The sequence below is a fragment of the Nocardioides sp. TF02-7 genome, assembly GCF_022437945.1.
Taxonomy (GTDB): Bacteria; Actinomycetota; Actinomycetes; order Propionibacteriales; family Nocardioidaceae; genus Nocardioides.
This window is the reverse complement of record NZ_CP092535.1, coordinates 1,318,965-1,332,914: the sequence shown is the minus strand read 5'-3', so window position 1 is coordinate 1,332,914 and position 13,950 is coordinate 1,318,965. Positions and strand designations below refer to the sequence as shown.

Sequence of the window (13,950 nt, the reverse complement as noted above, 5' to 3'; positions counted from 1 at the left end):
CTCACCGCTGCAGCGGGGTCGCCTCCGCGAGCCGCTGCATCTTGTGCGGGTTGCGCATCGCGAACAGCCGCACGACCCGGCCGCCCTCGACGGCGAGGCTGATCGCCGTGCTGCCCCACGGCTCGGGGGCGTCGACCCGCAGCGCCGGGGCGCCGTTGATGAGCACCGCGCTGACCTCGAGCTCGTCGGTGATCCGGCGGAGGTTGCCGAGGAACGCCGCCACCGGCTCCGACCCGACGACGGGCTCCCGCGCCGCGGCCGCGAAGCCGCCGCCATCGGCCACCAGCACCACGTCGGGCGCCAGCACGTCCATCAAGGACTGGACGTCGCCGGTCGTGATGGCGGTGAGGAACCGGTCGAGCACCTGCCGCTGCTGCTGCTGGTCGACCGCCATCCGCGGCCGCCGGGCCGCCACGTGCTCCCGCGCCCGGTGCGCGACCTGGCGGGCGGCGGCCGGCGTCTTGTCGATCGCGGCGGCGATCTCGTCGTAGGCCAGGTCGAAGACCTCCCGGAGCACGAACACGGCACGCTCGGTGGGGGTCAGCGTCTCGAGCACCGTCAGCATCGCGATCGAGATGCTCTCGGCGAGCTCCACGTCCTCGGCCACGTCCGGCGTCGTCAGCAACGGCTCCGGCAGCCACTCGCCGACGTAGTCCTCCTTGCGCCGCGACAGGGTCCGCAGCCGGTTGAGCGCCTGCCGGGTGACGATCCGCACCAGGTAGGCCCGCGGGTCGCGCACCTCGGCGTGGTCGACGTCCGCCCACCGCAGCCAGGTCTCCTGCACGACGTCCTCCGCGTCGGCCGCGGAGCCGAGCATCTCGTAGGCGACGGTGAAGAGCAGGCTGCGGTGGGTGACGAACGGGTCGACCGGGTCGGTCATGACGCCGACGCTACCGTCGGCTGGCCGGTCGATCGGCCGGTCGATGGGGCGGTCGATGGGGCGAGCGGCTTCAAGCCGCAGGCGGCCGCGAAGCCGTCGGACTCGATGCCGAGCGCGACGTTGGGCCGGGTCGTGAAGTTGGCGAAGGCGATCACCGCGGTCAGCTCGACCAGCGCCGGGTCGCCGAGCTGCTGACGCAGGCTCGCCACCATCTCGTCGGTGACCGTCAGCGGAGTCGTGCTCATCGCCTCGGCATAGCTCATGACCTCGCGCTCCAGGGGCGTGAACGCCGCCGACTCCCGCCACCGCGGCACCTCCCGCGCCTTGTCGAGGTCGAGGTCCTTGTTGCGGGCCTCGAAGTAGTTGAAGTCGAGGCACCAGGTGCAGCCGACGTACGACGCCACCGCCATGTGGGCGAACGTCTTGAGGCCCTCGTCGCAGGCGTCCCACTTCCTCAGCTTGCCGCCGAGGCCGCCCATGGCGGTCAGCACCTTCTCGTTGTGCCAGTAGACGCCGAGCGACGACGGCACCTGGCCCAGCGTCCGCTTCATGATCCGCTTGAGCAGCGCGCCCTTGAGCCCGGTGATCTCGGCCGGCGGGATGCGGGTCTCGGTCATGTCGTCCTCCTCGGTGGGTGTGTTCCGGTGGCATGGCTGCCATGGAGACACCGGACCCTGAGGAGGTGTGACACGCGGTCGGCAGGTCCGGCCGCCGCACCTGCTCAGGCCCAGTAGACGACGACCCGGTCGCCCACCTGGACCTGGTCGAAGAGCCAGGCGACGGCGTCGAGGTCGCGGACGTTGACGCAGCCGTGGGACGCCCCGGCGTACCCCACGGCGGCGAAGTCGGCGGAGTAGTGCACCGCCTGACCGCCGGAGAAGAACAGGGCGTAGGGCATCGGGGTGTCGTAGAGGCTCGAGACGTGGTCGCGGCTCTTGCGGTAGACGCTGAACACGCCCTCACGGGTCGGGGTGTACTGCGAGCCGAACCGCACGTCGACGCTCTTGCGGACCTCGCCGTCGACCACCCAGCGCAGCGTGCTGCTGGTCTTGTCGACGCACAGCACCCGGCCGGTGCGGCAGCGGGGGTCGAGCGCGCCCGGGGCGTTGGTCGTCGGCTGGTTGGTGAGCTCGGCGCGGGTCGGCTCGCTGGTCATCTCGTGCAGCCGGTCGAGGGTGCGCCGGTCGACCTCCCCGGTCACCGGGAAGCCGCGCTTGGCCTGGAAGCCGCGCACCGCCTCGGTGGTGACGTCGCCGTAGAAGCCGGTGACGTCGGCGGCGAACCAGTCGATCTGCGCCAGCCGCGCCTGCAGCTCGCGGACGTCGCGGCCGGAGTCGCCGGGGCCCACCAGGGTCGGACCCGGGACCAGCGCGGGCTCCTCGGGCTCCTCGCGCTGCTCGGGCTGCTCGCGCTGCTCGGGTCGGGCCGGCCGGTCCCCGTCCCGGCGGCTCCCGGCGTCGTCGGCGGTGGTCGTCCCGCCGCCGCCGTGCCGGTCGGCCGCGACGGTCGGGCCGTCGCCCGCCGCGACCTCCCACGGCAGGTCGCCGGTGTGGCTCGCCCGGCCCACGCCGTAGGCGAGGGCGCAGCAGAGCGCCGCGACGACGGCGACGACGGTGAGGCGGCGGACGATCGACATGACGGGTTCCTCGGGGGTGCAGGGCTGACGGGAGAGATGGGGAGGGCCGTGCCCGGGTCGTGGTGACCGTCGGTGCCGACGTCCTCGACAGGGTTGACGCAGCAGCCGCCCCTTTGGTTGCGACGACGGGGCCTTAGGCTGCGCGGGTGGCCCGTGCAGCGCTCGACAAGCAGCCCTCCGACGTCCGTCGGATGTTCGACGCCGTGGCGAAGCGGTACGACCTCACCAACGACGTGCTGTCCTTCGGCCAGGACCGGCGGTGGCGGCGCGAGGTGCTGCAGGCCGTCGACCCGGCGTACGGCGACAAGGTGCTCGACCTCGCCGCCGGCACCGGGACGTCGAGCCAGCCGTTCGCTGACGCCGGGGCGACCGTGGTGCCGTGCGACTTCTCGATCGGGATGCTCCAGGTCGGCAAGCGATCGCTGCCGCACCTGCCGTTCACGGCCGGCGACGCCACCCGGTTGCCGTTCCCCGACGACACCTTCGACGCGGTCACCATCTCCTTCGGCCTGCGCAACGTCGTCGACCCGCTCGCCGGTCTCGCCGAGATGCGCCGCGTCACCCGCCCGGGTGGCCGGCTCGTCGTGTGCGAGTTCAGCCACCCCACCTGGGGGCCGTGGCGCACGGTCTACCTCGAGTACCTGATGCGGGCGCTGCCGGCGATCGCGCGCACGGTGTCGTCGGCGCCCGACGCCTACGTCTACCTCGCCGAGTCGATCCGCGCCTGGCCCGACCAGGAGGGTCTCGCCGCGCTGGTGCGCAGCGCCGGCTGGCAGGCGCCGCAGTGGCGCAACCTCTCGGGCGGCATCGTGGCGCTCCACCGCGCGACCGCCTGAGCGCCGGGTCGCTTTTCGCAAGCCGATCGTGCGGTAAATCCGCAGGTCAGACCGGATCCGGGCGTCCGGACGGCGTTCCGCGCGGGGTGCCGGCCGCGGGCCGGCCCGGGCACCCCACCCCCTGTGCGGGCGCCGCCCCGGGTGGCAGTATGTGGGGCGCGCCACTACGTGATTCCATTCACAAGGTCACGATCCGCCGCACAGGGAAGGGACGGCATGGAGCTCTACACGCCGGTACTGGTCCTCGCCGCTCTCGCCGCGGTCTTCGCCGTCGGTTCGGTGGTCATGAGCGCCCTCGTCGGCCCCAAGCGCTACAACCGCGCCAAGCTCGACTCCTACGAGTGCGGCATCGAGCCGACCCCGCAGGCGGTCGGCGGCCGCTTCCCGGTGAAGTACTACATCACCGCGATGCTGTTCATCATCTTCGACATCGAGATCATCTTCCTCTACCCCTGGGCCGTCTACTTCGACGCGATGGGCTGGTTCGGGCTGGCCGAGATGGTCGTGTTCATCGCCACCGTGTTCGTCGCCTACATGTACGTGTGGCGCCGCGGCGGGCTGGACTGGGACTGAGAGGCACCACCTGTGGGACTTGAAGAGAAGCTTCCGAGCGGCGTCCTGCTGACCACCGTCGAGGGCGTCGCCGGCTACATGCGCAAGGCGAGCTTCTGGCCGGCGACCTTCGGCCTCGCGTGCTGCGCGATCGAGATGATGACCAGTGGCGGGCCCAAGTACGACCTCGCCCGGTTCGGCATGGAGGTGTTCCGCGCCAGTCCGCGGCAGGCCGACCTCATGATCGTCGCGGGCCGCGTGAGCCAGAAGATGGCCCCGGTGCTGCGGCAGATCTACGACCAGATGGCTGAGCCGAAGTGGGTGCTCGCGATGGGCGTGTGCGCCAGCAGCGGCGGCATGTTCAACAACTACGCGATCGTGCAGGGTGTCGACCACGTCGTGCCGGTCGACATGTACCTCCCCGGTTGCCCGCCCCGCCCGGAGATGCTCATCGACGCGATCCTCAAGCTGCACGACAAGGTCCAGCACGCCCCGCTCGGTGCCAACCGGCAGGCGCAGATCCGCGAGCTCGAGGCCGAGGGCCTGGCAGCGCTGCCGACCAGCGACCAGAAGGGCCTGCTGCGGTGAGCGAGGACAAGAAGGACGAGAAGGCCGGGGACCAGCTCGACAAGGCCGTCGAGCAGCCCGCCGTCGACCAGTCGCCCGAGAACGTCCCGGCACCGACCGGCGAGGTGCGCCAGGTCGGCGAGCGGCACGGCATGTTCGGCGCCCGCGGCTACCGGCGACACCAGCGGCTACGGCGGCCTGGTCGCGCCGATCGTCTTCCCGGGTGCGGCGCAGCGGCCCTACGGCGGCTGGTTCGACGTCGTCGCCGACCGGCTCGACCCGCTCATCGACGAGGTCGTCATCCACCGCGGCGAGATCACCTTCCACGTCTCGCCCGGCAACCTGGTCGAGGTGGCCCGCCTGCTCCGGGACGACCCGTCGCTGCGGTTCGAGCTCTGCACGGGCGTGAGCGGCGTCCACTACCCGGGCGACACCGGTCGCGAGCTGCACGCCGTCTACGGCTTCGTGTCGATGACCTTCAACCGCCGGATCCGGGTCGAGGTGAGCGTGCCGGACGCCGACCCGCACCTCCCGTCGCTGACCTCGGTCTACCCCGCCCTCGACTGGCACGAGCGCGAGACCTACGACATGTTCGGGCTGGTCTTCGACGGCCACGCCGCGCTCACCCGGATCCTCATGCCCGACGACTGGCCGGGCCACCCGCAGCGCAAGGACTACCCCCTCGGCGGCATCCCGGTCGAGTACAAGGGCGGCACCATCCAGCCGCCCGATCAGCGGAGGTCTTACTCATGACTACAACCTCACCCCACGGCGTTCTCCGCCTCCCCGCTCCGCTCCTCCGGCGGACAACGCCGCGGGGACCCCGAGGGCTCGGGGCGGTGTGGCATGACGCAGGACATGTACGCCGGCACCTCGGACACCACCGAGGGCAAGGTCTTCACCGTCAGCGGCCAGGACTGGGACGAGATCGCGGCCGGACTGGGCGAGGAGGGCGGCGACGCGGCCGAGCGGATCGTCGTCAACATGGGCCCGCAGCACCCCTCGACCCACGGCGTGCTGCGGCTGATCCTCGAGCTCGAGGGCGAGACGGTGACCGAGGCCCGCTGCGGCATCGGGTACCTGCACACCGGTATCGAGAAGAACATGGAGTACCGCTCCTGGGTGCAGGGCGTCACGTTCTGCACCCGAATGGACTACCTGAGCCCGTTCTACAACGAGGCCACCTACTGCCTCGGCGTCGAGCGGCTGCTCGGCATCGAGGACGAGATCCCCGAGAAGGCCCAGGTCATGCGGGTCCTGCTCATGGAGCTCAACCGGCTCTCCTCCCACCTGGTGTGCATCGCCACCGGCGGGATGGAGATCGGCGCGCTCACCGTGATGACGGTCGGGTTCCGCGAGCGCGAGCTGGTCCTCGACCTCTTCGAGCTGATCACCGGCCTGCGGATGAACCACGCGTTCATCCGGCCCGGCGGCGTCGCCCAGGACCTGCCGCCCGGTGCGCTCGACGAGATCCGCTCCTTCGTCGCGCTGATGAAGAAGCGGCTGCCCGAGTACGCCGCCCTGTGCAACGCCAACCCGATCTTCAAGGCGCGCCTGGAGGGGGTCGGCTACCTCGACCTCGAGGGCTGCCTCGCGTTCGGCATCACCGGCCCGGTGCTGCGCAGCACCGGCTACCCGTGGGACCTGCGCAAGACCGACCCCTACTGCGGCTACGAGACCTACGACTTCGACGTCCAGACCTGGGACACCGCCGACGCCTACGGCCGGTTCCGGCTCCGTCTCAACGAGATGTGGGAGTCCCTGCGGATCATCGAGCAGGCGGCCGACCGGCTCGCCAAGCTGGAGGGCGCCCCGGTCATGATCGGCGACAAGAAGATCGCCTGGCCGAGCCAGCTGGCCATCGGCAGCGACGGCATGGGCAACAGCCTCGACCACATCCGCCACATCATGGGCGAGTCGATGGAGGCACTGATCCACCACTTCAAGCTGGTGACGGAGGGCTTCCGGGTGCCGGCCGGGCAGGCCTACGTGCCGGTGGAGTCGCCGCGCGGCGAGCTCGGTGCCCACGTCGTCTCCGACGGCGGCACCCGCCCGTTCCGCGCCCACTTCCGCGACCCCTCGTTCCACAACCTGCAGGCGATGGGCGTGATGAGCGAGGGCAGCATGATCGCCGACGTGATCGTGGCGATCGCCAGCCTCGACCCCGTGATGGGAGGTGTGGACCGGTGAGCACGAGCACTCCCCTGGACGAGAAGACCCTCGCCGAGCTGCACGAGATCGCCGCCCGCTACCCGGAGAAGCGCTCCGGGCTGCTGCCGATGCTCCACCTGGTGCAGTCGGTGCAGGGCCGGGTGACGCCCGAGGGCATCGAGGCGTGCGCCGAGATCCTCGGCCTCTCGGCGGCCGACGTCAGCGGCGTCGCGACGTTCTACACGATGTACAAGCGCCACGCCGTGGGCGACTACCACGTCGGCGTCTGCACCAACACGCTATGCGCGGTGATGGGCGGCGACGAGATCTTCGCCCGGCTCAAGGACCACCTCGACGTCGGCAACGACGAGACCACCGAGGACGGGAAGATCACGCTCGAGCACGTCGAGTGCAACGCGGCGTGCGACTACGCCCCGGTGGTGATGGTCAACTGGGAGTTCATGGACAACATGACCCCGGAGTCGGCCGTGGCCATGGTCGACGACCTCCGCGCCGGCAACGAGGTGCGCTCGACCCGCGGCCCGCGCGTGTGCACGTGGCGCGAGGCGGAGCGGGTGCTCGCCGGGTTCCCCGACGGCCGTGCCGACGAGGGGCCCTGCCGCCGGTCCGGCCAGCCTGGCCGGGCTGCAGGTCGCGCGTGAGCGCGGCTGGACCGCCCCGGCAGGCGCCGCCGAGCCCGCGGCGGTCGGCTCCGCCGCGGAGGGCGGGGCCGCGGCGACCTCCGCGCCGGCCAAGGAGGGCGCGGCCGCCGAGGCCGACACGAGTCGTGCGGAGTCCGAGACCGTCGAGGAGCAGAGCCCCTCCGGCGAGTCCGGCGCCGAGAAGAAGGAGGCGCAGTGAGCGGCGCACCCACCCTGACCCCGGTCCTCACCGACATGTGGGACGTCGACCGGTCCTGGACCCTCGCCGCCTACGAGGCCAAGGGCGGCTACCGGGCGCTCGACCGGGCGTTCGCGATGGCGCCCGACGACGTGATCGCCGCCGTCAAGGACTCCGGCCTGCGCGGCCGGGGCGGCGCCGGGTTCCCGACCGGCATGAAGTGGTCGTTCATCCCGCAGGACAACCCGAAGCCGAAGTACCTCGTCGTCAACGCCGACGAGTCCGAGCCGGGCACCTGCAAGGACATCCCGCTGATGATGGGGAATCCGCACGTCCTCGTCGAGGGCGTGATCATCAGCTCCTACGCGATCCGGGCCCACAAGGCGTTCATCTACATCCGCGGCGAGGTGCTGCACGTGATCCGCCGCGTGCAGGCCGCCGTGGAGGAGGCGTACGCCGCCGGCCACCTCGGCAAGGACATCCACGGCTCCGGCTACGACCTCGACGTCGTCGTCCACGCCGGTGCCGGCGCCTACATCTGCGGCGAGGAGACCGCCCTGCTCGAGGGTCTCGAGGGCCGGCGCGGCCAGCCGCGGCTGCGCCCGCCGTTCCCCGCGGTCGCCGGCCTCTACGCCAGCCCGACGGTCATCAACAACGTGGAGTCGATCGCGTCGGTGCCGAGCATCGTCGGCAACGGCGCCGACTGGTTCGCCTCGATGGGCACCGAGAAGTCCAAGGGGTTCGGCATCTTCTCGCTCTCCGGCCACGTCACCCGGCCGGGGCAGTACGAGGCGCCGCTCGGCGTCACCCTGCGCGAGCTGCTCGACCTGGCCGGCGGCGTCCGCAAGGGTCACGAGCTGAAGTTCTGGACACCGGGCGGCTCGAGCACCCCGCTGCTGACCGCCGAGCACCTCGACATCCCGCTCGACTTCGAGGCTGTCGGGGCCGCCGGCTCGATGCTCGGCACCCGGGCGCTGCAGGTCTTCGACGAGACCGTCTGCGTCGTCCGGGCCGTGCTGCGGTGGACGGAGTTCTACAAGCACGAGTCGTGCGGCAAGTGCACCCCGTGCCGCGAGGGCACCTGGTGGCTGGTGCAGGTCCTGACCCGGCTCGAGCGCGGCGAGGGCACCGAGGCCGACCTCGACCTCCTGCTCGACCAGTGCGAGAACATCCTCGGCCGGGCGTTCTGCGCGCTCGGCGACGGTGCGACCAGCCCGATCACCAGCTCGATCCAGTACTTCCGCGACGAGTACCTCGCGCACCTGACCAACGGCGGCTGCCCCTTCGACCCCGCGCGGTCGACGGCGTGGGCCGGCGAGGAGGTGATGGCGTAGCCATGACGACCGACAAGGCTGTCACCCAGGCCGACCTGGTCACCGTGACGATCGACGGCATCCAGGTGTCCGTCCCCAAGGACACCCTGGTGATCCGCGCCGCCGAGCAGATCGGCGTCCAGATCCCGCGGTTCTGCGACCACCCGCTCCTCGCCCCGGTCGGCGCCTGCCGCCAGTGCCTCGTCGACGTGCCCGACGCGGGCAACGGCCGCGGCTTCCCCAAGCCGCAGGCCTCCTGCACGCTGCCGGTCGCCGACGGCATGGTGGTCAACACGCAGGTCACCAGCCCGGTCGCCGACAAGGCGCAGCAGGGCATGATGGAGTTCCTGCTGATCAACCACCCGCTCGACTGCCCGGTCTGCGACAAGGGCGGCGAGTGCCCGCTGCAGAACCAGGCGATGTCCAACGGTCGCGGGGGAGTCCCGGTTCTCCGGCGGTCCCTACGGCGGCGAGAAGCGCACGTTCCCCAAGCCGATCAACCTCTCGCCGATGATCCTGCTCGACCGCGAGCGCTGCATCGTCTGCCAGCGGTGCACCCGGTTCGCCGACGAGATCGCCGGCGACCCGTTCATCGCGCTCGTCGAGCGCGGCGCCCAGCAGCAGATCGGCATCGCCGAGGACGCGCCGTTCCTCTCGTACTTCGCCGGCAACGTCATCCAGATCTGCCCGGTGGGGGCGCTCACCTCCGAGGACTACCGGTTCCGTTCCCGGCCCTTCGACCTGGTGTCGAGCCCGGCGGTGGCCGAGCACGACGCCTGCGGCTCCGCGATCCGGGTCGACCACCGTCGCGGCAAGGTGATGCGCCGGCTCGCCGGCAACGACCCGGCCGTCAACGAGGAGTGGATCACCGACAAGGACCGGTTCGCCTTCACCTACGCCCAGCTCGACGACCGGCTGACCTACCCCCAGGTCCGCGACGACGACGGGTCCCTGCGCCCCGCGTCGTGGCCCGAGGCGTTCGCCGTCGCCGCGCGTGGCCTGCAGGCGGCCGGGGGCGTCGGCGTGCTGACGGGCGGCCGGCTGACCGCGGAGGACGCCTATGCCTACTCCAAGTTCGCCCGGGTCGCGCTGAGCACCAACGACATCGACTTCCGGGCGCGCCCGCACTCCGCGGAGGAGGCGGCGTTCCTCGCCGCCCACGTGGTCTCCACCGGTCCGGGTGGCGGAGGCGTCACCTACGACGACCTCGAGTCGGCGTCCACGGTCGTGCTCGCCGGGCTGGAGCCGGAGGACGAGGCCGGCGCGATCTTCCTGCGCCTGCGCAAGGCGGTCCGCGCCGGCGGCACCGAGGTGGTGGCGGTGGCGCCGTACACCTCGCGCGGCCTCGGCAAGCTGCGGGCCCGGCTGGTCCCGACGGTGCCCGGCGACGAGCCGGCAGCGCTCGCGGGGCTCGCCGGTGAGCTCGACGCCACCGCGGTGCTGCTGGTCGGCGAGCGGCTCGCCGCCGTGCCGGGCGCGCTCACCGCGGCCGCCGACCTGGCGGCGCGGTCCGGGGCCCGGCTGGCCTGGGTGCCGCGCCGCGCCGGCGACCGGGGCGCGGTCGAGGCCGGCTGCCTGCCGGGCCTGCTGCCCGGCGGCCGCCCGGTGGCCGATGCGTCGGCCCGGGTCGACGTCGCGGCCGCCTGGGGCGTCGACGCCCTCCCCGAGGTCGCGGGCCGTGACGCCGACGCCATCGTCGCGGCGCTCGCCGCCGGCGAGCTCGGCGGACTCGTGGTCGCGGGCGTCGACCCGATCGACACCGCCGACCCCGCTGCCACCCGCGCGGCGATCGCCGCCGCCGGCTTCGTGGTGGCCCTCGAGCTCCGCGAGTCCGAGGTCACCCGGGTCGCCGACGTCGTGCTGCCGGTGGCGCCGGTGACCGACAAGGCCGGCACGTTCGTCAACTGGGAGGGCCGGCCGCGGCCCTTCGAGGCCGCGCTGCGCAACCCGTCGTCGCTGCCCGAGCTGCGGATCCTGGCCGGCATCGCCGAGGAGCTGGGCCGCCCGCTGGGCTTCCGCACCGTCGAGCAGGCGCGTGCGGAGATGCAGCAGCTCGGCCCCTGGGACGGCGGACGGAGCGCGCTCGACGACTCCTCCGGCCCCCGGACGACGACGGGCGCCGGCGGGGCGCCCGCCGCGACCTCCGGCGACGGGTTCGTGCTCGCGACGTGGAAGCAGTCGGTCGACAACGGCCGGATGCAGGACGGCGACAAGTACCTCAAGGCGACCGCCCGGCAGCCCGTCGCGCTGCTGGGCCGGCGCGCCTACGACGAGCTCCGGCCGACCGTGACCCTCACCGGCGACCGCGGGTCGGTGACCCTGCCGGCCGCGCTCGCGGACGACCTCGTCGACGGCGTGGTGTGGGTGCCGGCCAACTCGTTCGGCAACGGCGTGCTCGCCGACCTCGCGTCGCCGGGCAGCCGGGTGCGGGTGGAAGGAGCACAGGTGTGAACGGCCTCGAGGCGTTCGGCAACGACCCGTGGTGGGTCATCGGCCTGAAGACGCTGTTCATCTTCGTCGTGCTGGTGCTGCTCACGCTGTTCAACATCTGGTGGGAGCGCCGGGTCGTGGCGCGGATGCAGCACCGCATCGGCCCCAACGTCAACGGCCCGTTCGGCCTCCTCCAGTCGCTGGCCGACGGCGTGAAGCTCGCGCTCAAGGAGGACATCATCCCGAAGGCCGCCGACAAGGCGGTCTACCTCCTGGCGCCGGTGATCGCGACCGTGCCGGCGTTCGTCACGTTCAGCGTGATCCCGTTCGGTCCCGAGGTGAACTTCTTCGGGCACGAGACGCCGCTGCAGCTGACCGACATGCCGGTCGCCGTGCTCTTCGTGCTGGCGATCGCCTCCATCGGCATCTACGGCATCGTGCTCGCCGGCTGGTCCAGCGGGTCGACGTACTCGCTCCTCGGCGGCCTCCCGCTCCAGCGCCCAGATGATCTCCTACGAGGTCGCGATGGGTCTGGCGTTCGTCTCCGTGTTCATGTACGCCGGCTCGATGTCGACCAGCGAGATCGTGGCCGCCCAGGACGACTTCTGGTTCGGCCTGATCCTGATGCCGTCGTTCGTGATCTACGTGATCGCGATGGTCGGTGAGACCAACCGTGCGCCGTTCGACCTCCCCGAGGCCGAGGGCGAGCTGGTCGGCGGCTTCCACACCGAGTACTCCTCGCTGAAGTTCGCGCTGTTCTTCCTCGCCGAGTACATCAACATGGCCACCGTCTCCGCGCTGGCGACGACGATGTTCCTCGGCGGCTGGCACGCGCCGTTCTGGATCGACGAGGTCTGGGCCGGCGCCAACGAGGGCTACTGGCCGCTGCTGTGGTTCTTCGGCAAGGTCCTCTTCTTCATCTTCATCTTCATCTGGCTGCGGGGAACGCTGCCGCGGCTGCGCTACGACCAGTTCATGGCGTTCGGCTGGAAGCGGCTCATCCCCATCGCGCTGATCTGGACGGTCGCGGTCGCCACCATGCGCGTCGCCCGCGACGACCTGGCGCTCGACCGGCAGACCGCGATGATCGCGGCCGGCGTGCTGCTCGTCGTCTTCCTCGTCCTGTTCCTCGTCCCCGAGGGCAAGCGGGACGACGAGGAGCAGGCACCGGCGGGCACGACCGCCCGGCGGTCCGGCGGCTTCCCCGTGCCGCCGATGCCGGCGGGCGGGGCCGTCCGCGGGGCGGCCCAGCCGCTGGTGTTCGCGTCGAACGAACCCGTCCGCACCACCACCGACCCCACGAGTGCCGGGGAGGCGCACGATGGCTGACAACCCCACGTCGGGGACCCAGTCGCTCAAGGAGCAGTTCTGGGACCCGGTCGCCGGCTTCGGCGTCACCTTCCGGACGATGTTCCGGAAGGTCGTCACCGAGCAGTACCCGAAGGAGAAGCGGCCGACCGCGCCGCGGTTCCACGGGCGGCACCAGCTCAACCGGTGGCCCGACGGGCTCGAGAAGTGCGTCGGCTGCGAGCTGTGCGCCTGGGCCTGCCCGGCCGACGCGATCTACGTCGAGGGCGCGGAGAACACCGAGGACGAGCGGTTCTCGCCCGGCGAGCGCTACGGCCGCGTCTACCAGATCAACTACCTGCGCTGCATCCTGTGCGGACTGTGCATCGAGGCGTGCCCGACCCGCGCGCTGACGATGACCAACGAGTACGAGCTGGCCGACGACAACCGCGCCGACCTGATCTACGAGAAGTCCGACCTGCTCGCCCCGCTGCTGCCCGGCATGGAGCAGCCGCCGCACCCGATGCGGCTCGGCGACACCGAGAAGGCCTACTACCGCGGCGAGCACGCGGCGGTCTCCGTCGACGCCGAGCACCGGCCGGAGGCCTCCCGCGCCGCGCAGGAGCCGACCGGGGAGGAGCACCAGTGATCGCGTTCTGGGTCCTGGCGCCGGTCATGGTCCTCGCGGCGCTGGGCATCCTGTTCGTCCGCAAGGCCGTGCACGCCGCGATGCTGCTCGCGGTGGTGATGATCAGCCTCGCGATCCTGTACGCCGTGCTCGAGGCGCCGTTCCTTTTCGCCGTCCAGATCATCGTCTACACGGGCGCGATCCTGATGCTGTTCCTGTTCGTGCTGATGCTGGTCGGCGTCGACGCGTCCGACTCGCTCGTGGAGACGATCCGCGGCCAGCGCTGGCTCGCCTGGGCCGCCGGAGCGGGCTTCGCGGTGCTGCTCGCCCTCGGTCTCGCCCAGCTGACGTTCGGCGCGGCCGTCGGGCTCGAGGCCGCCAACGAGGGCGGCAACGTCCAGGCCCTCGCGAGCCTGCTGTTCTCGCGCCACATCTTCGCGTTCGAGGTGACCAGCGCCCTGCTGATCACCGCGGCCGTCGGCGCGATGGTGCTCGCCCACCGGGAGCGGCTGACGCCCAAGGCGCGGCAGGCCGACATCGCGGCCCAGCGGGTCCGCGACTTCACCGAGAAGGGCGCCCCGCTCGGGCCCCCTGCCCCCGCCGGGCGTCTACGCGCGCCACAACGCCGTCGACACCCCGGCCCTGCTGCCCGACGGCCGGCCGGCCGCCGCGTCGGTCTCCCCGGGTGCTCGCCGCCCGCGGCTCGGTGCGGTCGGCCGACGACGTCGCCGACGACATCGACGAGGTGACCGCCCAGCTGGGCCAGGAGCCCGGCCGCAAGCCCGAGACCGCCGGCAAGGACGCCGCCGTGACCAGCTCGGAGGAGGATC

10 protein-coding genes and 4 pseudogenes are annotated in these 13,950 nt (G+C 71.9%); 11 read left to right on the top strand and 3 right to left on the bottom strand.

Going from position 1 to position 13,950, the window contains the following annotated elements:
• Window position 1 precedes the first annotated feature (1 nt).
• The 3 genes from MF408_RS06780 to MF408_RS06770 all read right to left on the bottom strand — a co-directional run bounded on the left by MF408_RS06780 (window position 2) and on the right by MF408_RS06770 (window position 2,516).
• On the bottom strand, window positions 2-880 hold the full coding sequence (locus tag MF408_RS06780) for an RNA polymerase sigma-70 factor (protein WP_240250763.1): 879 nt from the start codon (window positions 878-880) through the stop codon (window positions 2-4).
• Window positions 877-1,497 (bottom strand): carboxymuconolactone decarboxylase family protein, encoded by a 621-nt coding sequence (locus MF408_RS06775; RefSeq protein WP_240250762.1) that lies wholly within the window; start codon window positions 1,495-1,497, stop codon window positions 877-879. Before MF408_RS06775 ends, MF408_RS06780 begins: the two co-directional genes overlap by 4 nt.
• 104 nt (window positions 1,498-1,601) lie before the next feature.
• Window positions 1,602-2,516: a L,D-transpeptidase family protein gene (locus tag MF408_RS06770; protein ID WP_240250761.1), complete on the bottom strand. Its 915-nt coding sequence runs from the start codon at window positions 2,514-2,516 to the stop codon at window positions 1,602-1,604.
• A gap of 146 nt (window positions 2,517-2,662) precedes the next feature.
• Here MF408_RS06770 and MF408_RS06765 point away from each other — a divergent pair, with 146 nt between their 5' ends.
• The 11 genes and pseudogenes from MF408_RS06765 to MF408_RS06715 all read left to right on the top strand — a co-directional run bounded on the left by MF408_RS06765 (window position 2,663) and on the right by MF408_RS06715 (window position 13,869).
• Window positions 2,663-3,352, top strand: coding sequence for a demethylmenaquinone methyltransferase (locus MF408_RS06765; RefSeq protein WP_240250760.1), 690 nt, complete (start codon window positions 2,663-2,665; stop codon window positions 3,350-3,352).
• 216 nt (window positions 3,353-3,568) lie between these two features.
• Window positions 3,569-3,925: an NADH-quinone oxidoreductase subunit A gene (locus MF408_RS06760; RefSeq protein WP_240250759.1), complete on the top strand. Its 357-nt coding sequence runs from the start codon at window positions 3,569-3,571 to the stop codon at window positions 3,923-3,925.
• A 12-nt stretch (window positions 3,926-3,937) separates the two neighbouring features.
• Window positions 3,938-4,492, top strand: a complete 555-nt coding sequence (locus MF408_RS06755; RefSeq protein ID WP_240250758.1) for an NADH-quinone oxidoreductase subunit B — start codon at window positions 3,938-3,940, stop codon at window positions 4,490-4,492.
• A 131-nt stretch (window positions 4,493-4,623) separates the two neighbouring features.
• Window positions 4,624-5,224, top strand: a pseudogene (locus MF408_RS06750) (NADH-quinone oxidoreductase subunit C).
• A gap of 93 nt (window positions 5,225-5,317) precedes the next feature.
• Entirely contained in the window at window positions 5,318-6,661 is a 1,344-nt protein-coding gene (locus tag MF408_RS06745; RefSeq protein WP_240250757.1) for an NADH-quinone oxidoreductase subunit D, read from the top strand.
• Window positions 6,658-7,483: pseudogene (gene nuoE, locus MF408_RS06740) on the top strand (NADH-quinone oxidoreductase subunit NuoE). The gene MF408_RS06745 and the pseudogene nuoE overlap by 4 nt, the downstream one beginning before the upstream one ends.
• Window positions 7,484-7,518: 35 nt before the next feature.
• Complete coding sequence (gene nuoF / locus MF408_RS06735; RefSeq protein ID WP_240251704.1) at window positions 7,519-8,796, top strand: NADH-quinone oxidoreductase subunit NuoF; 1,278 nt, start codon at window positions 7,519-7,521, stop codon at window positions 8,794-8,796.
• 2 nt (window positions 8,797-8,798) lie between these two features.
• Window positions 8,799-11,226: pseudogene (locus tag MF408_RS06730) on the top strand (NADH-quinone oxidoreductase subunit G).
• Window positions 11,223-12,534 (top strand): annotated as a pseudogene (gene nuoH / locus MF408_RS06725) (NADH-quinone oxidoreductase subunit NuoH). Before MF408_RS06730 ends, nuoH begins: the two co-directional pseudogenes overlap by 4 nt.
• A complete protein-coding gene (nuoI, locus tag MF408_RS06720; RefSeq protein WP_240250756.1) occupies window positions 12,527-13,141 on the top strand; it encodes an NADH-quinone oxidoreductase subunit NuoI in 615 nt (204 codons plus the stop codon). Before nuoH ends, nuoI begins: the two are co-directional and overlap by 8 nt.
• Window positions 13,138-13,869: an NADH-quinone oxidoreductase subunit J gene (locus MF408_RS06715; RefSeq protein WP_345893861.1), complete on the top strand. Its 732-nt coding sequence runs from the start codon at window positions 13,138-13,140 to the stop codon at window positions 13,867-13,869. Before nuoI ends, MF408_RS06715 begins: the two co-directional genes overlap by 4 nt.
• The last annotated feature ends 81 nt before the right edge of the window (window positions 13,870-13,950 follow it).

Excerpts from the sequence above, each read along its gene's own strand:
- MF408_RS06780 (WP_240250763.1), bottom strand. The coding sequence starts at position 880 with ATGACCGACCCGGTCGACCCGTTCGTCACCCACCGCAGCCTGCTCTTC.
- MF408_RS06775 (WP_240250762.1), bottom strand. The coding sequence starts at position 1,497 with ATGACCGAGACCCGCATCCCGCCGGCCGAGATCACCGGGCTCAAGGGC.
- MF408_RS06770 (WP_240250761.1), bottom strand. The coding sequence starts at position 2,516 with ATGTCGATCGTCCGCCGCCTCACCGTCGTCGCCGTCGTCGCGGCGCTC.
- MF408_RS06760 (WP_240250759.1), top strand. The coding sequence starts at position 3,569 with ATGGAGCTCTACACGCCGGTACTGGTCCTCGCCGCTCTCGCCGCGGTC.
- MF408_RS06745 (WP_240250757.1), top strand. The coding sequence starts at position 5,318 with ATGACGCAGGACATGTACGCCGGCACCTCGGACACCACCGAGGGCAAG.
- nuoF (WP_240251704.1), top strand. The coding sequence starts at position 7,519 with ATGTGGGACGTCGACCGGTCCTGGACCCTCGCCGCCTACGAGGCCAAG.
- nuoI (WP_240250756.1), top strand. The coding sequence starts at position 12,527 with ATGGCTGACAACCCCACGTCGGGGACCCAGTCGCTCAAGGAGCAGTTC.